A 24,910-nucleotide genomic window follows, 5' to 3' on the forward strand; every position below is an offset into this window, starting at 1 on the left:
GGCTGAAATGGCTGGAAAGTGTTACTCAATGGCTCGTTCTCACCTCGAAAGGGGTCAGAACGGGCCATTGTGACGTGTGTCACTTTTCGCACTTGAGTGAAGGGCGCAACTTATTCTGTGTGTCCGCTGTCATGAATACTCGTGAACGACACTCGAAATTTAGACGTCAGTGTGATCATCGGTGCTTATGAGGCCATGCCCTACCTCACCCGCTGCCTCCAGTCCGTGGAGGCGCAGACCCTCTCTGCCGACCGTTTCGAAATCATCGCGGTCGACGACGGGTCGACGGACGGCACCGGCGCCCACTTGGACGAATTCGCAGCTCGCACCGCCATTTCCACCACGGTGATCCACCAGGCCAACTCCGGGGGGCCGAGCGGCCCGCGCAACGTGGGCCTCGCCCGCGCGCGTGGACGGTTCGTCTTCTTCCTCGATGCCGACGACTTCCTCGGCTTCGAGGCGCTGGAACGCATGCTCGCCCTCGCCGACAAGGCCGGTACCGACGTGGTGCTGGGCAAGATGGTGGGGGTCAACCGGGGCGCGGCGGGGTCCATGTGGGGGCGCCACGATCAGGAGCGGGTCGACATCTTCGACTCCCGCGTCATCTACACGCTCAGCGCCCAGAAGCTCTTCCGCCGTGAACTGCTGGTCCGCCACGGGATCACCTTCGACGAGAAGATGAGCAGCGGCGAGGACGCCCTCTTCACCATGGAGGCGTACCTCCGGAGCGCCGGTGTCTCCGTCGTCTCCGAGTACGTCTGCTACTACCTGGTGGGCCGCGACGACGGCCTGCACGCCACCCGCACCGGTGGCTACGAGCCCCGGTTCGAGGCACTGACGGCCCTGGTCGAGCTCATCGCGGAGCTGGTGCCCGAGGGCCCCGAGCGCGACTTTCTGATGGCGCGTCCGTTCACCGTGGGGCTGATCCAGCAGTTCGGTCCGGGCGTGGTCAAGGAGAGCGAGGAGGTCCGCGCCCACAAGCTGGAGCTGGCCGGCCGGATCACGAAGTACTGGACCCCGGGCGTCGCGAAACTGATCAAGGTGAACGAACGCCTCCGCATCGAGTGCGTCGCCCGCGGCCGGCTGGACCTGCTCGCCGACATACACCGGTTCATCGCCGCCCGGCACACGCCGGAGATCGTCCGGGCCGACCGGGGGGACGCCGCCTACCTCGTCTATCCGCACTTCCGGAAGCCGGGGGCGGGTCTCCCGGACGAGGTGTTCGAGATGACGGTGCCGGAGTGGTCCGTGAGCAGGCGGTTGCAGCCACCCGCGCGGCCGAAGCCGGGGCAGGACCGTACCGCGCCCACGCTGGCACGCAGGGTGGTACGCCGGGTCCGTCGTGACATGAGGCGGTGGAAGGCATCGGTGTGACTCGGGTGACTGGGATGACTGGTATGACGGGTGTGACCGGTGTGGCTGGTGTGACCCCGGGAACGCGCGGCGGACGGCCGGGTGCGGCGGCGGAGTTACTCGTCGGGAAACCGCACGAGAACTCGAAGTAATATCCCATGGAATGAAAGCGGCCTCGGGAACGCCTGCCATCCGGCTTCCGGCCACCGACCACGCAGCTTGGGGACAGCACACGTGAAGGCACTCGTACTCTCCGGCGGGGCGGGCACCCGCCTGCGCCCGATCACCCACACGTCCGCGAAGCAACTGGTACCGGTCGCCAACAAGCCGGTGCTCTTCTACGGGCTCGAAGCGATCGCCGACGCCGGTATCACCGAGGTCGGCATCATCGTGGGCGACACCGCCGCCGAGATCCGTGAAGCGGTCGGTGACGGCTCCGCGCTCGGCATCAAGGTCACCTACATCCCGCAGGATTCTCCCCTCGGTCTGGCGCACGCGGTGCTCATCGCGCGCGACTTCCTCGGCGACGACGACTTCGTGATGTACCTGGGCGACAACTTCATCGTGGGAGGCATCACCGGCCTGGTCGAGGGCTTCCGCGGGGACCGCCCCGACGCCCAGATCCTGCTGACCCGGGTTCCCAACCCGACCTCCTTCGGCGTCGCCGAACTGGACGGCGAGGGACGCGTCGTCGCGCTGGAGGAGAAGCCGAAGGAGCCCAAGAGCGACCTCGCCCTCGTCGGCGTCTACCTCTTCACGCCGGCGATCCACGAGGCCGTCCGCTCGATCGAGCCGTCCTGGCGCGGCGAGCTGGAGATCACGCACGCCATCCAGTGGCTGATCGACCAGCAGCGCAACGTCCGCTCCACCACGATCTCCGGCTACTGGAAGGACACCGGCAACGTCACCGACATGCTGGAGGTCAACCGTTCCGTCCTGGAGACCGTCGAGCCGACCGTGGACGGCGCGGAGGTGGACGAGCACAGCGAGATCATCGGCCGCGTGCGGATCGAACCGGGCGCGAAGGTGACCGGCAGCCGTATCGTCGGTCCCGCGATCATCGGAGCCGGCTCCGTCATCAGCGACGCGTACGTCGGCCCGTTCACCTCGGTCTCCGAGGGCTGCCGGATCGAGGACAGCGAGATCGAGTACTCCATCGTGCTCAAGGGGGCCTCCATCACCGGCGTCCGCCGCGTGGAGGCGTCCCTCATCGGCCGTGACGTCGAGGTCACGCCGGCGCCCCGCAACCCGTCCGCCCACCGACTCGTCCTCGGCGACCACAGCAAGGTGCAGATCTCCTCATGACGACCAACATCCTGGTGACCGGCGGAGCCGGCTTCATCGGCTCGCACTACGTCCGTACCGTCCTCGGCGCTCAGGGCCCCGGCGACATCACCGTCACGGTGCTGGACAAGCTCACCTACGCGGGCAACCCCGCCAACCTCGACGAGGTCCGCGACCACCCGGGCTTCTCCTTCGTGCAGGGCGACATCTGCGACGCCGAACTCGTCGGCAAGCTCATGGCCGACCACGACCAGGTGGTGCACTTCGCCGCCGAGTCGCACGTGGACCGCTCCATCGACGGGGGCGCCGAGTTCGTCCGTACGAACGTCGTCGGCACCCACACCCTGATCCACGCCGCGCACCTGGCCGGGATCAAGACCTTCGTGCACATCTCCACCGACGAGGTCTACGGCTCGATCGACGAGGGCTCCTGGCCCGAGACGCACCCGCTGGAGCCCAACTCGCCCTACTCCTCGGCGAAGGCGTCCAGCGACCTCATCGCGCTCTCGTACCACCGCACCCACGGCCTCGACGTGCGGGTGACCCGCTGCTCCAACAACTACGGGCACCACCACTTCCCCGAGAAGGTCATCCCGCTCTTCGTCACCAACCTGCTCGACGGCAAGACCGTCCCGCTCTACGGCGACGGCGCCAACGTCCGCGACTGGCTCCACATCGACGACCACGTCCAGGGCATCGAGCTGGTCCGCACCAAGGGCCGCGCGGGCGAGGTCTACAACATCGGCGGCGGCACCGAGCTCTCCAACAAGGAGCTCACCGGCCTGCTGCTGGAAGCCTGCGGCGCCGACTGGGAGACCAGCGTCACCTACGTCGAGGACCGCAAGGGCCACGACCGCCGCTACTCCGTGGACTGCACCAAGATCCGCGAGGAGCTCGGCTACGTCCCGCGCAAGGACTTCAAGCAGGGCCTCGCCGAGACCGTGCAGTGGTACCGCGACAACCGCGCCTGGTGGGAGCCGCTGAAGGACCGGGCCGCCCTGTGAGCGCCGTCTGGCTGGTGACCGGAGCCGGCGGCATGCTCGGCCGGGACGTGCTGGCGAGACTGGCCGCCGAGGGCACCGACGCCGTCGTCGTCGCGGCGGACCGTGCGACGCTCGACATCGCCGACCCGGCCGCCGTGCGAGCCGCGTTCGCGGAGCACCGCCCCGCGGTCGTCGTCAACTGCGCCGCCTGGACGGCCGTGGACGACGCGGAGAGCCAGGAGGAGGCCGCGCTGCGCGTCAACGGCACGGGCCCCGAGGTCCTCGCCGAAGCGTGCCGGGAGCACGGCGCCGTCCTGCTCCAGGTCTCCACGGACTACGTCTTCGCCGGCGACGCCGGCAAGCCGTACGCCGAGGAAGCCCCCACCGCCCCGCGCAGCGCCTACGGCCGTACCAAGCTCGCGGGCGAGCGCGCCGTGCTGGAGACCCTCCCGGAGACCGGCTACGTGGTCCGTACGGCCTGGCTGTACGGAGCGGGCGGCGGGAACTTCGTCCGCACGATGATCAAGCTGGAGGGCATCAAGGACACCCTCGATGTCGTCGACGACCAGCGGGGTCAGCCGACGTGGACCGTGGACCTGGCGGACCGCCTGGTCGCCCTCGGCCGCGCCGCGCTCGCGGGCGACGCCCCGGCCGGGGTCTACCACGGCACCAGCGGTGGCGAGACGACCTGGTTCGGGTTCACCCGGGAGATCTTCCGGCTGCTGGGCGCGGACCCCGAGCGGGTCCGTCCGACCACCAGCGAGGCCTTCGTCCGGCCCGCTCCCCGCCCGGCGTACAGCGTGCTCGGCCACGACCGCTGGTCCGCCGCCGGGATCACCCCGGTGCGCGACTGGCACGAGGCGCTGGCGGAGGCGTTCCCCGCCCTCGTCGCCGCCGAGCGCGGCTGACCGCCCGACCAGCCGTCACCACGTCACGCCCACGGCCGGATCACCGCCCTCTCGGGCCGGGGGTCCGGCCGTGGGCGTTCCGGAGCCCTTCCGGGGCCCCGGCCCGGCGGACAGCGAAAACGCCCGGCAGGAGTCCCTGCCGGGCGTTTTCGCTGTCAGGCTGCCGCCGCGGGTCAGCCCCGGGCGCGCAACTGCTCGTCGTAGGCCTGGCAGTCCGCGAAGGAGGGCAGCAGACCCTGGGCCTCGGCCTCGGCCAGTGTGGGGGCGGCTGCGTCCTTGTCCGAGAGCAGCGGGGTGATGCCCGCGGGCCACTCGATGCCCAGCTCCGGGTCGAGCGGGTTGATGCCGTGCTCCCGGCCGGGGGCGTACCCCTCGGAGCAGAGGTACACCACGGTGGCGTCGTCGGTCAGTGCCATGAACGCGTGACCGAGCCCCTCGGAGAGGTAGACCGCGTGGTGGTCCACGTCGTCGAGCCGGACGGCCTCCCACTGCTTGTACGTGGGGGAGCCGACCCGGATGTCCACGATCACGTCCAGCACCGCGCCGCGCACGCACTTGACGTACTTGGCCTGGCTCGGCGGGACGTCGGCGAAGTGGATGCCGCGCAGGGTGCCCCGGCTCGACACCGAGCAGTTGGCCTGGGCGAGCCGGAGCCCGTGCCCGGCCGCCTCGGTGAAGTCGGCGGCCTGGAACCACTCGTGGAAGCTTCCCCGGCTGTCGGGGAAGACCTTGGGCTCCTGGACCCAGGCTCCGGCGATGTCGAGCTGCCGCATCTGATTCACGTTCCTGTTCTTTTCGCTTCTCGGGTACTTCACGTTCTCGGACCAGGCTGTGTGGCGGTCGTCCGGTACCGGACGACCGGACTTCAGCCCCCGACCTTGTCGGCGAGCCCGCGGGCCTTCTTACGGGCCTTGGCGGGCAGCCGGCGGACGATCGGGCCCCCCACGGTCCGCAGCGCGCTGCGCACGGTCGCCTTGCGGCGCGCCGAGGCCATCGCACTCAGCATGGCGGGGCTCACCACAGGCAGGTCCGAGACGAGAACGATCTTCCCGCCCCGTTCGACCCGCACGTCCGCGAGGGGCACGCCGGCGCTCTTGGCGCCGTCCAGCCGGACCGAGAGCTTCCACTCGCCCGGCGGAACGTCCGCTGCCTTGGCGGGCACCGAGACGTGGGCGCGGCCCTGGACGGGACGGAGCGTAGTGGGCAGGACCCGGTCGGTACCCCCGGTGGAGGTCAGGACGAGGTCGGCCTCGGAGGCTGCCGTGGAGCTCGTGGTGACGATGTCGAGGCGCAGCTCCGTCTTGCTGCCGGGGGTGCGCAGGACCGGGCGGCCCTCCAGGTACTCGGCCAGCTTCTTCGCGCGCCGGGCCACGTCCAGCGTGAGGTTGCCGTGCGGGTCCGTGAAGTACGGGATGACGGCGCGGGCGGGCGAGCCCAGCGAGGCGGGCAGGCAGGCCGCGTCGACCGCGGGGTCGCGGTCGGCGCCGAGCCGGGCCTTGCGGACCACGCCGAGGCCGCGCAGCGGCACCCAGATGTCCCAGAACCCGCGCGAGACGCGCCCGCGGTTCTTGACGCCCTCCGAGGTCACGTGGCCGTGGCCGGTCAGGATGACCTCGAAGACGCCGGAGGAGATCTCCTTGACCTCCGAGGTGAACTTCGCGGGGCAGGGCCACTCGACCGCGGTCTCACGGTTGCGCAGCGAGATCTCCGCCATGTAGCCGTCGAGGTCGTCCTCGACGTCCAGCAGCTCTCCGGCCGGCAGCAGGTCCGCGGTGAGGTCGGGGTGCAGGTGCAGACGGCCGTCGCGGCGCACCAGCGTCACGGGCTTCTGGTCGTCGCCGTGGACGAGCCGGCCGGTGATGTCGAGCCTGATCCGGCCGTCCGGCTGCCACGCGAACTTCTCCAGACGGGCGGTCGCCTTGATGGAGGCCGCGAGCGAGGCGATGCGGAGCAGTCCCTGACGGTCGTCGTTGCGCAGCAGCGTGGAGCGGAGCCGCTGGACCGGGCCGAGTCCGTCGTGCACGCCGTCGTGCATGAAGTCACGTGCCAGGGGCTGGACGGCGTCGATCATCTCGTCGCGGTACTCCGGTGTGTACTTCTGCACAGCCGGTTCGCTGAGACGCGACAACATCTCCACACGGTAGAAGCGGCGCAGCAGAAGGTCGCGGAATTCGCCGGGCTCGGTGTTCTCGACGACGACGTCGAGGACCTCACGGAGATTCCCGTAATAGCCCGAAGGGATGATCTTCGCGGAGCCGGCGTTCTGGCCGTCGTCGCGCCGTGAGTAGTAGTAGCAGGTGTAACTTCCGAGAATGGAGACGACCTTCGCCGGGAAGTACGCCTGCATCATGTAGAGCTGGTCCTCCAGGCGCCGCTTGCCCTCGGGGTAGGCGATGTTGTTCTCGCGGAGGAATTCCGTCCGGAACATCTTGTGCGGCGTCAGGCTGTCGTAGAGCGGCGCGTCACGCAGCGTGCACTTCTCCCGGTTGACCTTGAAGACCCCGTGCGGGACGCCGCGGAAGTTGCTCGCCACCTTGCCGATGACGATGTCGGAGCCGTTGCGGTGTCCCATGTTGTAGAGGCGCAGCAGGGCCTCGGACGCCAAATAGTCGTCCTGGTCGAGGAACTGGACGTATTCGCCCTTGGCTTCCGCCACGCCGATATTGCGAGGCTTGCCCGGCCACCCGGAATTAGGGATGGTGATCACGCGGAAGTGCGGGTGCTCGGTCGCGAGCTTTTCGAGACGCTCGCGCGTGTCGTCGGTCGAGCCGTCATTGACGAACAGCACTTCGAATTCGCTCGCGGGCAGGGTCTGACGCAGCAACGAGTCGATGGCGGGATCGATGTACTTCCCCGGGTTGTACACAGGAATGATGACGCTGACTTTGACTGACACAACTGTGTCCCATCTCTTGTGGGAACCCTGAACGCGAAGGCGGTGTCGGGATCGGAGACCGATTGAGGGCGAGGGCCGCCGCCCGGAAGCACCATAGCGGTTGTGGCACATCGAACAGTTCGGGCCGGGTGGGAGGCCGTGTACGGTGCAACGGAGGTTTCCGGCGCTGTGAGCCCCACGCGGGCCAGAGCGACTCATGTGCGAGCCGTCTCGGGGGGCCTCGTGAGCCGGGGGAGGGCCAGGCTCACCACTCGGTCCAGCGAGAGAGGTGTCATCATCAGGCGCACCCGTAACGAGGCCCGCCGGCTTCGATGGTCACACGGGTCCGTGGCGGACTGTTTCCAGGGCCGGAACAACAGCCTGGGGTTCATCCGGCTGATCCTCGCCTCGGCGGTCGTCGTCAGCCACGCGAGTGTGCTGGGCTTCGGTGAGAAGGAGTTCGGCCACGGGTTCAGCCACGGCCAGACCGACCTGGGAAAAATCTCCGTCTACGGCTTCTTCGTCCTGTCCGGCATACTCGTCACCCGCAGCGGCAAGCGGCTTCCGCCGGGCCGCTTCCTCTGGCACCGCGCCCTTCGTCTGCTGCCCGGTCTCTGGGTCTGCCTCGCCGTGACGGCCTTCGTCGTCGCCCCGCTCCTCTACTGGACGCAGCACTCCGGCCTGGGCGGCTTCTGGGACCACTCCAGGGGCCCCTTCGACTATCTGGGCTCGAACTGGGCGGTCGCCCCGCTCCAGAACGACGTGGCCGGCGTCATCGCGCACTCCAGGAACGACGGCCTCGGGCACAGCCCCAGCATCGACGCCGCCCTCTGGTCGCTCCGCTACGAGGTGTTCTGCTACTTCGGCGTCGCACTGCTCGCCGTGACCGGTGCCCTCACCCGGGCCCGCCCGGTCGTGCTCCTGGTGGCCGTCGTGCTCGGCTGCTACGCGATCGCCCCCGCTCTGCAGGAACGCTTCTGGGCCGGTCCCGCGGACTCCTCCTACGCCCTGAGCTTCGAGATCTTCCCGGTCATGGGCAAGTTCGATCCGGACGTCCTGATCTACCTCGCCTTCGCGTTCGCGGTCGGCGCGGTGGTCGAGTCGTACCGCCGGCACATCCCCGTCAGCGACCCGCTCGGCGTCCTCGCGCTGCTGGTCTTCCTCGGCACCGTCTTCTTCGGGTACTTCTTCGTCGTCGGCATCCCCGCCTTCGCCTACCTGCTGCTCTGGCTCGCGATCCGGCTTCCCGGGCGGTTCCGCCGCGTGGGGGCCCGGAACGACCTCTCGTACGGTGTCTACATCTACGGGTTCGTCGTCCAGCAGACCCTCACCGCCCTCGACTTCGCCCGCTGGGGGTTCTGGTCCTACCTCGTGATGTCGCTCGCCGGTTCGCTGGCGGTCGCGGCGGCTTCCTGGCACCTGGTCGAGAAGCCCGCCATGCGGCTCAAGGACCTGGGCAGGGCGCACACCGTCCGTACCGCCCCGCAGTCCGCCCAGCCCGCTCCTCCGGGAGAGCCGGAAACCGCGTTCGCGGACGCCGGCCGGGACAGGACGCTCGCGGAGAGCGGCAGCCGTACCGGCTGAACGCCGTCGGCCGAAGGCCGTCCCACCGGCCCCGGCGGGTGCGCACCGTCCATGGAACGGAACAGCGGTGCGTCCGGTGCCCGGACTGGCATAGATTCGCCCCTGTGACATCGGTAGCGGAGAGCGTGGCAAGACAGCAGGTGACCGAGGCCCGCAGGATCGTCGTCAAGGTGGGCTCCTCCTCGCTCACCACCGCGACGGGCGGACTCGACGCCGACAGGGTCGACGCCCTCGTGGACGTCCTCGCCAAGGTGCGCAGCGGCGGTGAACGGGAGGTCGTCCTCGTCTCCAGCGGTGCCATCGCCGCCGGGCTCGCCCCACTGGGTCTGCACCGCAGGCCGAAGGACCTCGCCAGGCAGCAGGCGGCGGCCAGCGTCGGCCAGGGGCTGCTGGTGGCCCGCTACACGGCCAGCTTCGCGCGCTACGGCGTACGCGTCGGCCAAGTCCTGCTCACGACCGACGACACCAGCCGCCGCGCCCACTACCGCAACGCCTACCGCACCCTCGACCAGCTGCTGGAGATGGGCGCCCTGCCCGTCGTCAACGAGAACGACACCGTCGCCACCGACGAGATCCGCTTCGGCGACAACGACCGCCTGGCCGCCCTCGTCGCCCACCTCGTCCACGCCGACCTCCTGGTCCTCCTCTCCGACGTGGACGGGGTCTACGACGGCGACCCCAGCACCCCGGGCACCTCACGGATCGCCGAGATCACCGGCCCGCAGGACCTGGCGGGCGTCGCGATCGGCAGCGCGGGCAAGGCCGGGGTCGGCACCGGAGGCATGGTCACCAAGGTGGAGGCCGCCCGGATCGCCACCGCCGCCGGCATCCCCGTCGTCCTCACCTCCGCCTGGCACGCCGCCGACGCCCTCGCCGGCCGGGACACCGGCACCTACTTCCACCCCACCGGCCGCCGCTCCGCCGACCGCCTCCTCTGGCTGGCCCACGCCTCGGCCCCGCAGGGCGCGCTCATCCTGGACGAAGGGGCCGTACGCGCCGTCGTGGAACGCCGTACCTCGCTGCTGCCCGCGGGCATCTCCGCCGTGGACGGAGACTTCACGGCCGGCGACCCCGTGGAGCTGCGCGACCCCGCCGGCCGGGCGGTCGCACGCGGTCTCGTCAACTTCGACGCCAGGGAGATCCCCCAACTGCTGGGGCGCTCCACGCACGATCTGGCCCGCGAACTCGGACCCGCCTACGAACGCGAGGTCGTACACAGGGACGACCTCGTCGTTCTCATGCCCCCCTCGACGCCCCGAATCGGCTGAAACTCCGGCCTCCTGACGGAGACCTTCCCCAAAACCGCCCCACGCCGGGCCTCGGGCTGGTCAACTTTGTAGCGGGGGTACGCAGGGGACAGCACGGCAACACATCCACAGGAGGCCGCCGGTGAGACGAGCGCGCCCGGGGGCGCCGCCCCGAGGAACGGGCACCCGCGCACTGACCAGCGTGGGAGCGGGAACCGGCTTTGACCGGAGTCCGCCCGCCGACCGCACGTCCGACCGGGCCGAGGACCGCACCACCGGCCACGACCCGGTAGCCGCGAAGGGGGAGACCACGCAGTCCCGGCTGTGGCACATCACGCTCTGCGTGTCCGGGACCGAGACACCGCTCGGGGAGGTCAGACGCGGCCTGGAACAACTGGCCCACGACCACCCCTTCCTGCTGACCAGCCGGTACGCGAACGACCACGCGGAGATCCGGTACTGGGAAGAGGCCCGGGACCTGCACGACGCGGCGGCCGTCGCCCTGAGGCTCTGGGGCGAGCACCGCTCCACCGCCCAGCTGCCGCCGTGGGAGATCGTCGGTCTCGAGGTCATCGACCGGGAGACCTACCACCAGCGCGTCGCCGAGGGGTACGGGCCGCCGCCCGCCGCACCCGTGGGCGTGCACCCCTACTGACCCGGAGGCGGGAGCGCGCGCCCGGCCCGTTCCCGCCCGGGGTGTCCTGCCCGGTACGTCTCGCATCACGGGATACGGGCCGGACGTCCGGGGGCCGCGCACTACCCTGCGGGCATGACCACGCTCACCCCGTACGACAACATGTCCCCGGTCGCGCAGGCCGCCTACCGGGCGCGCGCCGCCGCCGCCGACATCGCGCCGCTCCCGCGCGCCGCCAAGGACGACGCCCTGCTCGCCGTGGCCGACGCACTGGAGGTGCGCGCGGGCGAGATCATCGAGGCCAACGCCGAGGACGTCGAGCGGGCCCGGGCCGCGGGCACCGCCGAATCGGTCGTCGACCGGCTCACGCTGACGCCCGAGCGCATCCGCGCCATCGCCGCCGACGTGCGCCAGGTCGCCTCGCTGCCCGACCCGGTCGGCGAGGTCGTGCGTGGCTCCACCCTCCCCAACGGCATCGACCTGCGCCAGGTCCGCGTGCCGCTCGGAGTGGTCGGGATCATCTACGAGGCCCGCCCCAACGTCACCGTCGACGCCGCCGTCCTCTGCCTGAAGTCCGGCAACGCCGTCCTGCTGCGCGGCTCCTCGTCCGCGTACGCCTCCAACACCGCCCTCGTGCGGGTGCTGCGCGACGCGGTCGGCGGCGCCGGGCTGCCGGCCGACGCGGTGCAGCTCGTACCGGGAGAGAGCCACGAGTCCGTCCGCGAACTCATGCGCGCGCGGGGTCTGGTGGACGTCCTCATCCCGCGCGGCGGCGCGGGGCTGATCCGCCGGGTCGTGGAGGAGTCCACCGTCCCCGTCATCGAGACCGGCACCGGCAACTGCCACGTGTACGTGGACGCGCGGACCGATCTGGCGATGGCCGTCGACATCCTGGTCAACTCCAAGGCGCAGCGCCCGAGCGTCTGCAACTCCGCCGAGACGCTCCTCGTCCACCGGGACGTCGCCGACCAGTTCCTGCCCCTGGCACTGGACGCGCTGGCCGACGCCGGGGTCACCGTCCACGGTGACGAGCGCGTCCTGGGTTACGCCGAAGGGTCCAAGGCGACCCTCGTACCGGCCACCCCGGAGGACTGGGAGACGGAGTACCTCTCCTACGACATCGCCGCCGCCGTGGTGGACTCGCTGGACGCCGCCGTGGCGCACATCCGGCTCTGGTCCTCCGGTCACACCGAGGCGATCGTCACCACCTCCCAGGCCGCCGCCCGCCGGTTCACCCAGCTGGTCGACTCGACCACGGTCGCCGTCAACGCCTCCACCCGCTTCACCGACGGTGGCCAGTTCGGATTCGGCGCGGAGATCGGCATCTCCACCCAGAAGCTGCACGCCCGGGGCCCGATGGGGCTGCCGGAACTGACCACCACGAAGTACATCGTCACCGGAGACGGTCACACCCGGTAACCGGCTGCGGTCGTTCGGTCAGGGAGACTTCTCCGTCTCCCTGACCGGACCGCCCCGCCAGGGCTACGCTGAATCCGTGGACGACGTGGGGGGCAGGCCGTCTCCGGACGACTGGGAGCCCGACGACGACCGCGGGGGCGCGGACGAGGACTTCGCCACCGTGGCCTTCGACGAGGACTTCGTCCGGGCCGCGAAGATCCACGAGCCCACCGCGGTGGAACGGCTGGTCGCCGCAGCCGAGGCGCGCGCGGAGGCCGAGGCGGCCCGGTCCCGCTCCGCGGGCGGTGGCCGCGACGGTGACCCGTACGACCATTACGGCCCCGGGTACGGCGGCGGTCGCGGAGGTCCGCCGGATCCGGACGACCTCGACTACGACCCCGACCACGACTTCGGCACGGGCCCCTACGGCCCGCACGGCGGGGTTCTGCGGCCCTACCGGGGCTCCGCGCGCTGGCACCGGCCGATCGCCTGGCTCCTGGCGCTGGTGATGGGGATCGGAATGATCGCCCTCGCGTTCAGCGCCGTCTACCGCGGGGCCTCGGCCGACAGCCAGGACCACGCCCCGCCCACCACGAGCGGCGTGGACGCGGCGGCCACGGACCCGGCGGCCCCCGACGACGGGCAGCCCGGAACCGCGCGCCCGGCTGTCCCGGACTCCGTGGGCCCGGACTCCGTGGGCCCGGACGCCGCGGGCACGGGCTCCGTGGGTCCGGACGCCGCTGCGGATTCGGACTCGACGGACTCGGATTCGGCGGACTCGGCGGATTCGGTGGACGGCGTCGTCGGCGGTCCCCCTCCGGCGGACGGGGAGAGCCCGATGTCCTCCGGCGCGCGCATCGGCGCGCCGGGGGCGTTCAGGGGCGCTGCCGGCGCCCCGGGGAGCCTTCTGCCCTCCGCGTCCGTGGGGCGCTTGCTCCCGGCCGTCCCGCACACGTCCTGAGCGACACGGGACGCGGTACGACGGACGACCGGGCGACGGACCGGGGGAGCGGCACGTCCGCCCGGTGATTCCCGCGCCCGGGGGGCCTGCGGTGTCACCCGTCCGGCCGTGTCGCGCCGTAGCGCCCAGTCGTGCGAACTCCTCGGTTGGCCCCTTCCAGCGCGTTTACGCGAGGGGCATTCGACCTACCCTCACTGTGTGACCCCTCGTCCGGAGGGGGCTTCTCGCTGCCCTCGGCCGTCTTCAGGTGGTGTCCGGCAGACCGTTGCGCACCGACCTCGGCCGGTGGTGCGGAGATCGGGAGAAGTCATGGCAGGCCGCGGAGATCCACCGGAAGAGCCGCCCGAGAGTCAAGCCGACGGCGAGGACGAATACCGCGCGCTCGTCTTCGACGAGTCCTTCGTCCGCGCTGCCCGGCTCCAGGAGTTCTCCGCCCAGGAGCGCATGGGCGAGCACGCCCGCGCCGTCCGGTCGGTGCCCCGGCGCCCGCCGCGCAAGGGCCCCGGCCTCGTCGGCACGCTGGTCGTGCTCGTCGCGCTGGCCTTCGCCTCCGCGGTGTACATCGGCTTCCGCCAGCCCCTGCCCGACCCCGCGCTCGGCCGGGCGGAACCCCTCCAGGCCACCGTCGTACCGCTCGCTCCCCGCGGAGCCGTGCCCGGCGGGTCCCCCCGGTCGCTCATCGAGCACGGCCCGGCCGCGCACTTCCGCATCGGGTCGGCCGGGATCAACCTGCCGGCGGTCCGGCGGACCGAGAACTTCTCCGAAACCCAGATCATGGCCGCCCTCGCCACGGCCAAGGACTTCCTGGTGGAGTCCTCGCTCGACCCCGACGTCCTCGGCGGCCGGGAAACCGGGACGGTCAAGGCACTCCTCGACCCGGACCAAGCCGCGGAGTTCGACCTGAGCATGGGCAGCGCGTCGGGCGACGACAGGCACCCCGCGGCCGGCTGGCTGGTGCGCTTCGACCCGGCCCGCGCCGAGCTCGCCGACCCCGCGATCCGCGTCTACGGAACGCTCGCCTACACCGAGACGGACGCGGGCAGGCTGGAGGTGGTGGCGGACCACACCTTCACCTACGCCCTGCGGCCCGCCGTCGACGGTCCCCGGCAGGCAGACGGGGCTTCCCTGTTCACCGTCCACCGGCTCCTGCACTTCCGCTTCGACCGGGACGATCTGCGGCTGCACCGCCTGGAACTGCGCACCGCGTACGTCCAGGCGGGGCCGCAATCCTGCTCCTCGGGCGCCTCCCCGGCGCTGCGCCCGCTCCTCGCGGGGGAGCGCGCCGACCCCGCCGGGCCGGCGGGCACCGATCCGTACGCGACCGGAACCCCCGCCGGCGGCCTCTGCGGAACGCTGGAGATCAGCCCCCCGCTCGGCCAGGCACCTCCTGCTCCGGCGTCCCCGAGCCCGGCGTCCCCGGCGTCCCCGATTTCGGTCTCCCCGAGCCTGGAGTCGGGCCCTGCGCCGAGGCCGGTGCCGAGCCCGTGGCCGGACCCCGGCCGGATCCTTCGCGGCGCGGGCGGGGCGTAGGGCCCGTACGGGGTGGTCGCGACGCGGAAGAAGGAGCGGGGCTGGGTGCATGCGACCGCAAGGCGCCGGAGCGGCGTCGCGAGCGTGCGTGCCCAGCTTCGCGGCTGCCGCGAGCCAACCCCGTACAGGTCCTACTCGGGAGCGGGGCCCGTGCCGGGCGCCTCGCCGCGGGCGCCACCGGTGAAGCGGTCCCTGAGCTTGCCGCCGAGGTCCCCGGCGCCCCCGGCTATGTCGCCTACCAGCTTGATCAACGGGTCCTTGCTGGTGCGTACGGTGTCGGCGTAGTGCGCCGCGGACTCGCGGAAGGAATCCGTCACCGAGGTGTCCTTGTCCTCCTCGCGCCGCGGGTAGTGGCCGTCCATGGTGCGCTGGTACTCCCGGGTCTCCGCCCAACTCCTCAGCTCTGCCGCCCGCACGGTGGTGAAGGGGTGCGAACGGGGCAGCACGTTGAGGATCTTGAGCACGGAGTCGCGCAGATCGCCCGCCTTCTCGTACTCGTCGGCCTGGGCGAGGAAGGCGTCGACGTTCATCTCGTGGAGGTGGTTGCCACCGGCGATCTTCATCAGACCGCGCATGGAGGCATGCAGGTCCTGCCCGACCAGCAGCCCGGCCCGGTCGGCCGAGAGTTCCGACTTGCGGAACCACTCGCGCAAGGCCGTCACGATGGCCAGCACCGCGACATTGCCCAGCGGGATCCAGGCCACCTTCACCGCGAGGCCCGTCAGGAAGAGCAGCACCGTGCGGTAGACGGAGTGGCCGGAGAGGGCGTGCCCCACCTCGTGGCCCACGACGGCCCGCATCTCCTCCTCGTCCAGCAGCTCCACCAGCCCGGTGGTCACCACGATGATCGGCTCGTCGAGTCCGATGCACATGGCGTTGGGCTGGGGGTTCTGCGTGACGTACATCGCGGGCACCTTCGCCAGGTCCAGGATGTAGCAGGCGTCGCGCAGCATGGCGTGCAGGTGGGTGAACTGCTCCTCGCTCACCCGCACGGAGTCGGAGAGGTAGAGAAGCCGCAGGCTCCGCTCCGGCAGCAGGCCGCTGAGGGCCTTGAAGACGGTGTCGAACCCGGTCAGCTTGCGCAGCGCCACCAGCGCCGAGCGGTCCGCCGGGTGTTCGTACGCCCGGGAGGAGATTCCCGGGAACCGCCTGCGCCGCCTGCTGGGTTCGTTCGTACGGGTGTCGTCGGTCATCTGGATCCCCCTGTCGATACGGGACGCCGCCCGTCCCCCTGACACCGGCCAGCCTAGGTGCTGGCGCTACGGTGTGCGGGGGGCTGTGGACAACTAAGAGGAGCACCCGGAATGCCGCACACCGTCGCTTTGCTTGCCGCCGCCGCGGACGACCAGGGACCGGGCAACACGGTGCGGATCGTGTTGCTCGTCTCGCTCGTCGGGGCGGCCCTGATGGCCTGGTTCCTGTTGCGTGGCTACCGCAACAACGACTCCAACGACTGAGTCGCCGTGAGCGTGCCCGACGGACCCGCATACGATGTGCCCGACGTCTTCCTTCCGACTCCCGATCGATAGGTCCTGCCGAAGATGAGCCTCACGAGCACCGCCCACCAGCTGGTCCTTCTCGCCTCCGAAGGCGGCGAAGGCGGCAACCACGAAAGCCTCAACCCGTACCTGACCGGCGGTGGCGCCTTCGTCGCCCTGCTGCTCCTGCTCTTCGTCACCACCCGTTTCAACCGCGACCGCTGAGCGGTGACGCCGTGCCAGTAGGGTCTGCACGCATGGGAGAGCAGGAAGTGCCTACCGGCCGCGGCAAGCGCCGAATCGGCGTCATGGGCGGGACGTTCGACCCGATCCATCATGGACACCTGGTGGCGGCCAGTGAAGTGGCCGCCCAGTTCCACTTGGACGAGGTCGTCTTCGTACCGACCGGGCAGCCGTGGCAGAAGAGCCACAAAGAGGTCTCGCCGGCCGAGGACCGCTATCTGATGACGGTCATCGCCACCGCGTCGAACCCCCAGTTCTCGGTGAGCCGCAGTGACATCGACCGCGGGGGGCCGACGTACACGATCGACACCCTGCGGGACCTGCGGGAAACGCACGGGGACGCGGACCTCTTCTTCATCACCGGCGCCGACGCGTTGTCGCAGATCCTCACGTGGCGAAACGCGGAAGAACTCTTCTCGCTCTCCCATTTCATCGGTGTGACCCGGCCGGGCCATGTGCTCACCGACGCGGGACTGCCCGTGGGCGGCGTCTCCCTCGTGGAGGTCCCCGCTCTGGCCATCTCGTCGACGGACTGCCGGTGGAGGGTCGCGCAGGGCGATCCGGTCTGGTATCTGGTGCCCGACGGTGTGGTCCGCTACATCGACAAACGCCAGCTGTACCGAGGCGAATGAGCCACGGAGAGGGGCACCGGTGGTGAACGACCGACAGGACCCGTACGACCCGTACGGACAACAGCCGCAGATCATCGGCTACGACGCGTACGGGCAGCCGGTGTACCAGCAGCCCGAGCAGCAGGGTTACGACCCGTACGCCGCCCCGCAGGCCCCGTACTCCTACGGGCAGCCGACGCAGGGTCAGGAGTCGCAGGGGCAGCACGCGCAGGTTCAGGACGCGCAGAGCCGGTACCCGCAGGGCCGGCAGACGCATGAGCAGCAGACGCAGCAGACGCAGCAGACGCAGGACCAGCAGGGCGGTGCCGGGCAGGGTTACGGCTACGCCGACCCGTACGCCCAGCAGCAGCCGCAGCACCAGCAGCGTTACGACCCGTACGCCGGCCACGCCCAGCAGTCGCAGGGCGGCGAGCAGGGATACGGATACAGCGGCGGTTACGGCTACGACACCGGGCAGCAGCCCGTCGTCGTCGACGCGACGGGGCAGCAGTGGAACGTCCCGCAGCAGAACGCGCCCCACAGCCCGCAGTCCGCAGCCCCGCACCCGGCCGACCCGCAGTCCGTGCACCGGGCCGGACCGCAGGCGGCCGCCCCGGTGCACGCGCCGGAGCCCGAGCCGGGCGTCGCGGAGGCGGGGGTTCCGGAACAGCGCCGGCCCGCTCAGGACTACCGCACCGGGCAGTTCTCCTTCATCGAGGAGCCGGACGAGGACTCCGAGGACGTCATCGACTGGCTGGCGTTCACGGAGAGCCGCAGCGAACGGCGCGAGGAGGCCCGGCGCAAGGGCCGCAACCGGCTGATCGGGCTGATCGTCGTCGTGGCGCTCGTCGTCGTCGCCGGGGTGGGCTACCTCTGGTCGGCCGGAAAGCTTCCCGGTTCCTCCGGCACGGACGGGAAGGCCGCCACCGCCGGCGGCCCGCAGCAGCGTGACGTCATCGTCGTGCACCTGCACAACACCAAGGGCGGCGGCACGTCCACGGCCCTGCTGGTGGACAACGTCACCACCAAGAAGGGCACCACCGTCCTGCTGCCCAACTCCCTCGCGGTCGCCAACGACGACGGCACCACCACCACACTCGGCAAGTCGGTGGAGGACGACGGCAGCACCGGAACCCGCGAGTCGATCGACACCCTCCTCGGTACGAAGATCAGCGGCACCTGGCGGCTGGACACCCCGTACCTGGAGAACCTGGTCGAACTGGTCGGCAACATCGAGGTGGACACCGATACCGACGTCCCCGACACCAAGAAGGGCGCCGCGCCCCTCGTCCACGAGGGCGAGGCGCAGACCCTGAGCGGCACGATGGCCGTGGCGTACGCCACGTACCGGGCCAAGGGCGAACCGGAGGCGAAGCAGCTGACCCGGTTCGGACAGGTGTTGCGCGGGGTGCTGCGCAAGATGTCCGAAGACCCGAAGGCGGCGACGATCACCGTGCAGACGCTGGCCCAGATCCTCGATCCGTCGCTGCCCGAGGCCGACCTCGGCGCCTCGCTCGCCAAGCTCGCCGGGCACGCCAAGGTGGGCGACTACACCACCGAGGTCCTCCCCGTGCAGGACGACGGGACCCTGAGCGACGCGGCCACCAAGAGCGTGGTGAAGGACGTCCTGGGCGGAGCGGTACGGGCCCCGGACAAGGACGCGGCGACCCGGGTCGGCGTGAAGAACGCCTACGGCGACACCGGCGCCCTCGACGCGGCGCGGGTGGTGCTGGTGAACGGCGGCTACTCCTTCGTCGACGCCGGCAAGGCGGACACCCGCTCCACCTCGGAGATCGTCTACGGCACGGCCGAGGACAAGGCCAAGGCGGTGGAAGTCGCCAAGACGCTCGGTCTGCCCGAGAGCGTCGTGACCAAGGGGGAGGCCGCCGCGAACGCGGACGTCTCCGTGGTGCTCGGCCAGGACTACACCTTCAAGAAGTCCTGATCAGGTAGGGGTCCGGTCGTCGGCTCCTGCCGCCGGCCGGACCGCAGGGGCCCCTCCGGAGGAATTCCCAGTCGGCGCTGTCGGCGGTCCGTGAGAAGCTAAAGAACAGTCCCGCGATTTCTGGCGGGCACGTGACGACAGCGACGGAACCCGCCGCCCCGTCCGCGTGCCGATCCGCCAGGGGCGACGGAACAGCTTCCAGGGACTGCCCAGCCCGCCGACGAAAGCCTGCATGTGACCGCCACGGACCGCTCCATCGAGCTCATCAACGCCGCCGCCCAGGCGGCGGCCGACCGGCTCGCGCACGACATCATCGCCTACGACGTCAGTGACGTCCTGTCGATCACCGACGCCTTCCTGCTGGCCTCGGCCCCCAACGACCGCCAGGTCAAGTCGATCGTCGACGAGATCGAGGAGCGGCTCCAGAAGGAGCTCGGTGCCAAGCCGGTGCGCCGTGAGGGCGACCGCGACGCCCGCTGGATCCTGCTCGACTACGTCGACATCGTCATCCACGTCCAGCACAGCGAGGAGCGCGTCTTCTACGCGCTCGAGCGCCTGTGGAAGGACTGCCCCGAGATCGCGCTCCCTGAGGACGCGCTGAAGACCCGGGGCAAGGCCGCGGAGCACGCCCAGCTCAACGGCACCGCGGAAGGTGACGCGAGCTGAACGGCAGCGACAGCGGCCGGGGCCGCCGCGTAGTCCTCTGGCGGCACGGTCAGACGGCGTGGAACCTGGAGCGACGCTTCCAGGGCACCACGGACATCGAATTGACCGATACCGGAGTCGGGCAGGCCCGTCGGGCCGCCCGCCTCCTGGCATCCCTGAAGCCCCACGCCGTCGTCGCCTCGGATCTTCGGCGCGCGGCGGCCACGGCCGCCGAGCTGTCCGCCGTGACGGGCCTCACGGTCACCCACCACGCCGGTCTGCGCGAGACCTACGCCGGGGAGTGGCAGGGGCTCACGCACGAGGAGATCATCGGCCGGTACGGCGAGCAGTACGCCGCCTGGAAGCGGGGCGAACCCGTACGCCGGGGCGGCGGCGAGCTGGAGACCGAGGTGGCCGACCGGGCCGCACCGGTCGTCCTGGAACACGCCGACCGGCTCCCCGACGGCGGCACGCTCGTCGTGGTCAGTCACGGCGGCACCATCCGGACCACGATCGGCCGGCTGCTCGGACTGGAGGCCCACCACTGGGAGGGCCTCGGCGGACTCAGCAACTGCTGCTGGTCGGTGCTGGGCGAGGGCGCGCGCGGCTGGCGTCTGCTGGAGCACAACGCCGGAACCCTGCCCGAACCGGTGCTCGGCGACGACACCTGAGGGGCCGCCCGATCCCCGGGGGGTACCTCCGGGAGGGCGGCACCGGCCGGATTTCACTTTCCGGCTGGTCACAGGCTAGAGTTCTTCTTGTTCGCAGCGCGGAAAACACCACACGGTGAGGACGCGGAGTAAGAACAGCGAACAGCGGGGCTATAGCTCAGTTGGTAGAGCGCCTGCATGGCATGCAGGAGGTCAGGAGTTCAATTCTCCTTAGCTCCACAGATGAAGATCCCGTCCCCTTGGGGGCGGGATCTTCTGCGTATCGGAGTCCGGTGCCGACGGACGGCCTCCCGCCGACCCGCCGCTTCTCTGCCGGCGGTCGGCGGGCGGCGGCCGGCGGTCGGCGGGCGGCGGTCCGGCCCCGTTCCGGCCATTTCCCGGCGCGGTCCGCCCCGTTCGACCCCGTCCCGATCCGTGGCGTTGGCCGCCGTGCTGCCGCCCGTATCCCGGCCGGTCGTACTGACGTGGCGTCAGTCGCCCGTCCGGGGTGCGGTTCGGCGGGCGTCCCCTCTTGCGGTGTCATGGCAGAATCGGAGCGCCGGAGGGGGCCACGGACCGATCGGGAGGGAACGCGATGCCTGCGAGCCGCGTGCGGGTCCCGGGTCAGTCGTCTGCGCCCGATGCCCCAGCTCCGCCCGCCCGTCCCGTAGTTACCGAGATTCCCGAACACCGGTCCGGTCCCGGCTGCCCGTCCCGCGGCTCCTCCCAGGTGGTCCAGACGCCGGGGGGCGGCGGGATCCGGTGCGCACGCACGGCCAGCGGCCACAGCTGGAGCTGACTGCATGGGTGCACACAGGCGGAAATGCGACTGGTGTGGCAGCGGTACGCCCATCGTCAGGGACATGGATCCGATCAATGCGGACTACCAGTACTGGTGCGAGGAGTGCGCGCGGGCGCTGATCATAAAAGGCGACCCCATCGAGACGTACCGCGAGCTGGAGGGGGAGCCGATCTACGGGCGGCTCCTGGAGGAGCACTGCACCCTCAAGCGGTTCTACTCCTTCGCCACCGCCTGACGGGAGCGGCCGGGGCACCCGCGATGACGGCGCCCGCCACTCGTGGGGGCCTGCCGCCCATAGGTGCATGCCGGTCATGTCGGGCGGAGCTCGAATGGATTTGGGGACCACCGGGGAGGCCGTGTAATGTTCTCGATGTCGCCAAGGGAAACCGGGCGGCGGCGAAACAAGGGGCTATAGCTCAGTTGGTAGAGCGCCTGCATGGCATGCAGGAGGTCAGGAGTTCAATTCTCCTTAGCTCCACAGTTGAAGAAGGCGGACCATCCGATTCGGATGGTCCGCCTTCTTCGTTCCCGGCCACCTCCGCCGGATTCCCGCGCCCGTCGGCCGGCTGTCCGGTCCGTGGCCGCTCCCGATGACGCTCCGGCCCTGTGCGGTACCCTGACGCCATGCGTGCCGTACGCCTTCTGCTTAGCGAGCCGCGCTGATCACTGCCGACCGGTGAGAACGCCTGGTCGGACTCGGCGCGGCGTCCCCTCCTGTGCGAGGGGCTTTTTCGTTTCCGTAGACGCGCGTCCTTCGACGTGGGCGCCGGCAGATGACGATCGATGGAGCTTTGAGGATCATGAGCGAGACGAATTCCGCCGCCGAGACGGCTGCGCCGCACCGCTACACGGCGGCGATGGCCGCCGACATCGAGGCACGCTGGCAGGACTTCTGGGACGCCGAGGGCACGTACGAGGCGCCCAACCCGACCGGTGACCTGGCGGGCGACCCGGAGCTGGCCGCCAAGCCCAAGAAATTCATCATGGACATGTTCCCGTACCCCTCGGGCGCGGGCCTGCACGTCGGTCACCCGCTGGGCTACATCGCCACCGACGTGTACGCGCGCCACCAGCGGATGTCCGGCCACAACGTCCTGCACACCCTGGGCTTCGACGCCTTCGGGCTGCCCGCCGAGCAGTACGCCGTGCAGACCGGCACACACCCGCGGATCTCCACCGAAGCCAACATGGAGAACATGCGGGCGCAGCTGCGCCGGCTGGGTCTGGGCCACGACAAGCGCCGCTCGTTCGCCACGATCGAGGCGGACTACTACAAGTGGACCCAGTGGATCTTCCTGCAGATCTTCAATTCCTGGTACGACACCGAGGCCGACAAGGCCCGCCCGATCGCCGAGCTGGTCGCCCAGTTCGAGAGCGGTGAGCGGCCCACCCCGGACGGCCGCGGCTGGACGGACCTGTCCGCCGTCGAGCGCGCCGAGCTGCTGAGCGAGTACCGCCTGGCGTACGCCTCCGACGCCCCCGTCAACTGGTCGCCGGGCCTGGGCACCGTGCTGGCCAACGAGGAGGTGACCGCCGACGGACGCTCCGAGCGCGGGAACTTCCCGGTCTTCAAGGCGAAGCTGCGCCAGTGGAACATGCGCATCACCGCCTACGCCGACCGGCTGCTGAACGACCTGGACGGCCTGGACTGGCCGGAAGCCATCAAGCTGCAGCAGCGCAACTGGATCGGCCGGTCCGAAGGCGCGCGCGTCGACTTCCCCGTCGACGGCGCCGGTGCCGTCACCGTCTTCACCACGCGCCAGGACACCCTGTTCGGCGCCACGTACATGGTGCTGGCGCCCGAGCACGAGCTGGTCGAGCGGATCATCCCGGCCGTCTGGCCCGAGGGCACCCACCCGGTCTGGACCGGCGGTCACGCCACGCCCGCCGAGGCCGTCAACGCCTACCGCAAGCAGGCCGCCGCCAAGTCGGACGTCGAGCGCCAGGCCGAGGCCAAGGACAAGACCGGTGTCTTCACCGGCGCGTACGCGACCAACCCGGTCAGCGGCGACAAGGTGCCCGTCTTCATCGCCGACTACGTCCTGATGGGGTACGGCACCGGCGCGATCATGGCCGTCCCGGCGCACGACACCCGCGACTTCGCCTTCGCGCGCGCCTTCGAGCTGCCGATGCGCTGCGTCGTGGAGCCGTCGGACGGCCGCGGCACCGACACCACCACGTGGGACGACGCCTTCTCCTCGTACGAGGCGAAGCTGGTCAACTCCTCGAACGACGAGATCTCGCTGGACGGCCTGGGCGTCGTGGACGCCAAGGCGAAGATCACCGAGTGGCTGAAGGAACACGGCGTCGGCGAGGGCACGGTCAACTTCCGCCTGCGCGACTGGCTGTTCAGCCGCCAGCGCTACTGGGGCGAGCCCTTCCCGATCGTCTACGACGAGGACGGCATCGCCCACCCGCTGCCCGAGTCGATGCTGCCGCTGGAGCTGCCGGAGGTCGAGGACTACTCGCCGCGCACCTTCGACCCGGACGACGCGGACACCAAGCCGGAGCCGCCGCTGTCGCGGAACGCCGACTGGGTCAACGTCACCCTGGACCTGGGCGACGGCAACGGCCCGCGCGCGTACCGGCGCGAGACCAACACCATGCCGAACTGGGCGGGTTCCTGCTGGTACGAGCTGCGGTACCTGGACCCGAACAATGAGCGGCAGCTGGTCGACCCCGCGATCGAGCAGTACTGGATGGGCCCGCGCGAGGGGCAGCCGACCGGCGGTGTCGACCTGTACGTCGGCGGCGCCGAGCACGCGGTGCTGCACCTGCTGTACGCGCGTTTCTGGTCCAAGGTGCTGCACGACCTGGGTCACGTCTCGTCCGCCGAGCCGTTCCACAAGCTGTACAACCAGGGCATGATCCAGGCGTTCGTCTACCGCGACGCCCGTGGCATCCCGGTGCCGGCCGCCGAGGTCGAGGAGCGGGACGGACAGTTCTTCTTCCAGGGCGAGAAGGTCAGCCGCGTCCTGGGCAAGATGGGCAAGTCCCTGAAGAACGCCGTCACCCCGGACGAGATCTGCGCCGAGTACGGCGCGGACACCCTGCGCCTCTACGAGATGGCGATGGGCCCGCTGGACGTGTCGCGCCCGTGGGACACCCGTGCCGTGGTGGGCCAGTACCGCCTGCTGCAGCGGCTGTGGCGCAATGTCGTCGACGAGGAGACCGGCCAGGTCACCGTCGTGGACACGGAGCCCGGCGAGGAGACGCTGCGCGCGCTGCACAAGGCGATCGACGGCGTCGCCCAGGACATGGCCGGAATGCGCTTCAACACGGCCATCGCCAAGGTGACCGAGCTGAACAACCACCTGACCAAGACGGGCGGCCCGCTCTCCCGGTCGGTGGCCGAGCGCCTGGTCCTGCTGGTGGCCCCGCTGGCCCCGCACGTCGCCGAGGAGCTGTGGCGCCGGCTGGGCCACACCGAGTCGGTCGTGCACCAGGACTTCCCGGTGGCCGACCCGGCGTACGTCGTGGACGAGACCGTCACCTGTGTCGTCCAGGTCAAGGGCAAGGTCAGGGCCCGTCTGGAGATCTCCCCGTCCATCACGGACGCGGAACTGGAGTCGCTGGCGCTGGCCGACGAGTCCGTGGTCGCCGCCCTGGGCGGGGCCGAGATCCGCAAGGTGATCGTGCGGGCTCCGAAGCTGGTCAACATCGTCCCCGCGTGACCGTCCCCCGTGGCCGTCCCCCGTGGCCGTCCTCGCGCGGTCCTCGCCGCGTGAGGCGCCGCGGTCCTGGGTAGGGCCTTCTGCGAGGTGCCTTCCGGGGCCCCG

The 24,910-nt window shown here is 70.6% G+C and carries 20 protein-coding genes, 2 tRNA genes and 1 pseudogene; 20 read left to right on the forward strand and 3 right to left on the reverse strand.

Annotation, left to right across the window (positions count from 1 at the left end; translation table 11 throughout):
• Positions 1 to 141: 141 nt before the first annotated feature.
• From ACFYPN_RS27235 to rfbD, 4 genes are all read left to right on the forward strand, one after another.
• Positions 142 to 1,374 carry a glycosyltransferase family 2 protein gene (locus tag ACFYPN_RS27235; protein WP_389301806.1) on the forward strand — a complete coding sequence of 411 codons (1,233 nt, stop codon included), beginning with the start codon at positions 142 to 144 and terminating at the stop codon, positions 1,372 to 1,374.
• 213 nt (positions 1,375 to 1,587) lie between these two features.
• Positions 1,588 to 2,658: a glucose-1-phosphate thymidylyltransferase gene (locus ACFYPN_RS27240; protein ID WP_358765708.1), complete on the forward strand. Its 1,071-nt coding sequence runs from the start codon at positions 1,588 to 1,590 to the stop codon at positions 2,656 to 2,658.
• Positions 2,655 to 3,641, forward strand: coding sequence for a dTDP-glucose 4,6-dehydratase (gene rfbB, locus ACFYPN_RS27245; RefSeq protein ID WP_358765706.1), 987 nt, complete (start codon positions 2,655 to 2,657; stop codon positions 3,639 to 3,641). Before ACFYPN_RS27240 ends, rfbB begins: the two co-directional genes overlap by 4 nt.
• Positions 3,638 to 4,528: a dTDP-4-dehydrorhamnose reductase gene (gene rfbD / locus ACFYPN_RS27250; RefSeq protein WP_358765704.1), complete on the forward strand. Its 891-nt coding sequence runs from the start codon at positions 3,638 to 3,640 to the stop codon at positions 4,526 to 4,528. The genes rfbB and rfbD overlap by 4 nt, the downstream gene beginning before the upstream one ends.
• A 173-nt stretch (positions 4,529 to 4,701) precedes the next feature.
• Here rfbD and rfbC read toward each other — a convergent pair whose 3' ends face one another.
• Together rfbC and ACFYPN_RS27260 are read right to left on the reverse strand one after the other, a co-directional pair.
• Entirely contained in the window at positions 4,702 to 5,301 is a 600-nt protein-coding gene (gene rfbC, locus ACFYPN_RS27255; protein ID WP_358765862.1) for a dTDP-4-dehydrorhamnose 3,5-epimerase, read from the reverse strand.
• 92 nt (positions 5,302 to 5,393) lie between these two features.
• Positions 5,394 to 7,424 (reverse strand): glycosyltransferase family 2 protein, encoded by a 2,031-nt coding sequence (locus tag ACFYPN_RS27260; protein WP_358765842.1) that lies wholly within the window; start codon positions 7,422 to 7,424, stop codon positions 5,394 to 5,396.
• A gap of 327 nt (positions 7,425 to 7,751) precedes the next feature.
• Here ACFYPN_RS27260 and ACFYPN_RS27265 point away from each other — a divergent pair, with 327 nt between their 5' ends.
• From ACFYPN_RS27265 to ACFYPN_RS27290, 6 genes and pseudogenes are all read left to right on the forward strand, one after another.
• Positions 7,752 to 8,987: an acyltransferase family protein gene (locus tag ACFYPN_RS27265; protein ID WP_389301809.1), complete on the forward strand. Its 1,236-nt coding sequence runs from the start codon at positions 7,752 to 7,754 to the stop codon at positions 8,985 to 8,987.
• A 140-nt stretch (positions 8,988 to 9,127) separates the two neighbouring features.
• A complete protein-coding gene (gene proB / locus ACFYPN_RS27270; RefSeq protein ID WP_358765864.1) occupies positions 9,128 to 10,255 on the forward strand; it encodes a glutamate 5-kinase in 1,128 nt (375 codons plus the stop codon).
• 121 nt (positions 10,256 to 10,376) lie between these two features.
• A complete protein-coding gene (locus ACFYPN_RS27275; protein WP_358765846.1) occupies positions 10,377 to 10,889 on the forward strand; it encodes a hypothetical protein in 513 nt (170 codons plus the stop codon).
• 114 nt (positions 10,890 to 11,003) lie between these two features.
• Positions 11,004 to 12,287 (forward strand): glutamate-5-semialdehyde dehydrogenase, encoded by a 1,284-nt coding sequence (locus tag ACFYPN_RS27280; RefSeq protein ID WP_358765848.1) that lies wholly within the window; start codon positions 11,004 to 11,006, stop codon positions 12,285 to 12,287.
• Positions 12,288 to 12,327: 40 nt separating this feature from the next.
• Positions 12,328 to 12,939: pseudogene (locus tag ACFYPN_RS27285) on the forward strand (hypothetical protein); the annotation flags it as partial.
• Positions 12,940 to 13,536: 597 nt separating this feature from the next.
• Complete coding sequence (locus tag ACFYPN_RS27290) at positions 13,537 to 14,757, forward strand: hypothetical protein (protein ID WP_389301811.1); 1,221 nt, start codon at positions 13,537 to 13,539, stop codon at positions 14,755 to 14,757.
• A 131-nt stretch (positions 14,758 to 14,888) separates the two neighbouring features.
• On the opposite strand, the gene ACFYPN_RS27295 is transcribed toward ACFYPN_RS27290, so the two are convergent.
• Positions 14,889 to 15,950, reverse strand: coding sequence for a M48 family metallopeptidase (locus tag ACFYPN_RS27295; RefSeq protein WP_389301814.1), 1,062 nt, complete (start codon positions 15,948 to 15,950; stop codon positions 14,889 to 14,891).
• Between the two features lie 111 nt (positions 15,951 to 16,061).
• Here ACFYPN_RS27295 and ACFYPN_RS27300 point away from each other — a divergent pair, with 111 nt between their 5' ends.
• The 10 genes from ACFYPN_RS27300 (at position 16,062) to leuS (ending at position 24,805) form a co-directional block, all read left to right on the forward strand.
• Complete coding sequence (locus ACFYPN_RS27300) at positions 16,062 to 16,214, forward strand: hypothetical protein (protein WP_358765853.1); 153 nt, start codon at positions 16,062 to 16,064, stop codon at positions 16,212 to 16,214.
• A gap of 84 nt (positions 16,215 to 16,298) precedes the next feature.
• On the forward strand, positions 16,299 to 16,460 hold the full coding sequence (locus tag ACFYPN_RS27305; protein WP_275494233.1) for a hypothetical protein: 162 nt from the start codon (positions 16,299 to 16,301) through the stop codon (positions 16,458 to 16,460).
• 32 nt (positions 16,461 to 16,492) lie between these two features.
• Complete coding sequence (nadD, locus tag ACFYPN_RS27310) at positions 16,493 to 17,110, forward strand: nicotinate-nucleotide adenylyltransferase (RefSeq protein WP_358765856.1); 618 nt, start codon at positions 16,493 to 16,495, stop codon at positions 17,108 to 17,110.
• Positions 17,111 to 17,132: 22 nt separating this feature from the next.
• Positions 17,133 to 19,034: a LytR C-terminal domain-containing protein gene (locus tag ACFYPN_RS27315; RefSeq protein ID WP_389301818.1), complete on the forward strand. Its 1,902-nt coding sequence runs from the start codon at positions 17,133 to 17,135 to the stop codon at positions 19,032 to 19,034.
• Positions 19,035 to 19,268: 234 nt separating this feature from the next.
• Positions 19,269 to 19,700 (forward strand): ribosome silencing factor, encoded by a 432-nt coding sequence (rsfS, locus tag ACFYPN_RS27320; RefSeq protein ID WP_358765860.1) that lies wholly within the window; start codon positions 19,269 to 19,271, stop codon positions 19,698 to 19,700.
• The gene (locus tag ACFYPN_RS27325; protein WP_358765866.1) at positions 19,697 to 20,350 is read left to right on the forward strand and encodes a histidine phosphatase family protein; all 654 of its coding nucleotides are present in this window, start codon (positions 19,697 to 19,699) and stop codon (positions 20,348 to 20,350) included. Before rsfS ends, ACFYPN_RS27325 begins: the two co-directional genes overlap by 4 nt.
• A 146-nt stretch (positions 20,351 to 20,496) precedes the next feature.
• Positions 20,497 to 20,569: transfer RNA gene (locus tag ACFYPN_RS27330), tRNA-Ala, on the forward strand.
• Between the two features lie 563 nt (positions 20,570 to 21,132).
• A complete protein-coding gene (locus tag ACFYPN_RS27335; protein ID WP_275494237.1) occupies positions 21,133 to 21,366 on the forward strand; it encodes a hypothetical protein in 234 nt (77 codons plus the stop codon).
• Positions 21,367 to 21,536: 170 nt separating this feature from the next.
• A tRNA-Ala gene (locus ACFYPN_RS27340) sits at positions 21,537 to 21,609 on the forward strand.
• A gap of 322 nt (positions 21,610 to 21,931) precedes the next feature.
• On the forward strand, positions 21,932 to 24,805 hold the full coding sequence (gene leuS, locus ACFYPN_RS27345) for a leucine--tRNA ligase (protein WP_389301822.1): 2,874 nt from the start codon (positions 21,932 to 21,934) through the stop codon (positions 24,803 to 24,805).
• Positions 24,806 to 24,910 lie beyond the last annotated feature (105 nt).

It is taken from the genome of Streptomyces sp. NPDC005576, from assembly GCF_042871745.1.
Taxonomy (GTDB): domain Bacteria; phylum Actinomycetota; class Actinomycetes; order Streptomycetales; family Streptomycetaceae; genus Streptomyces.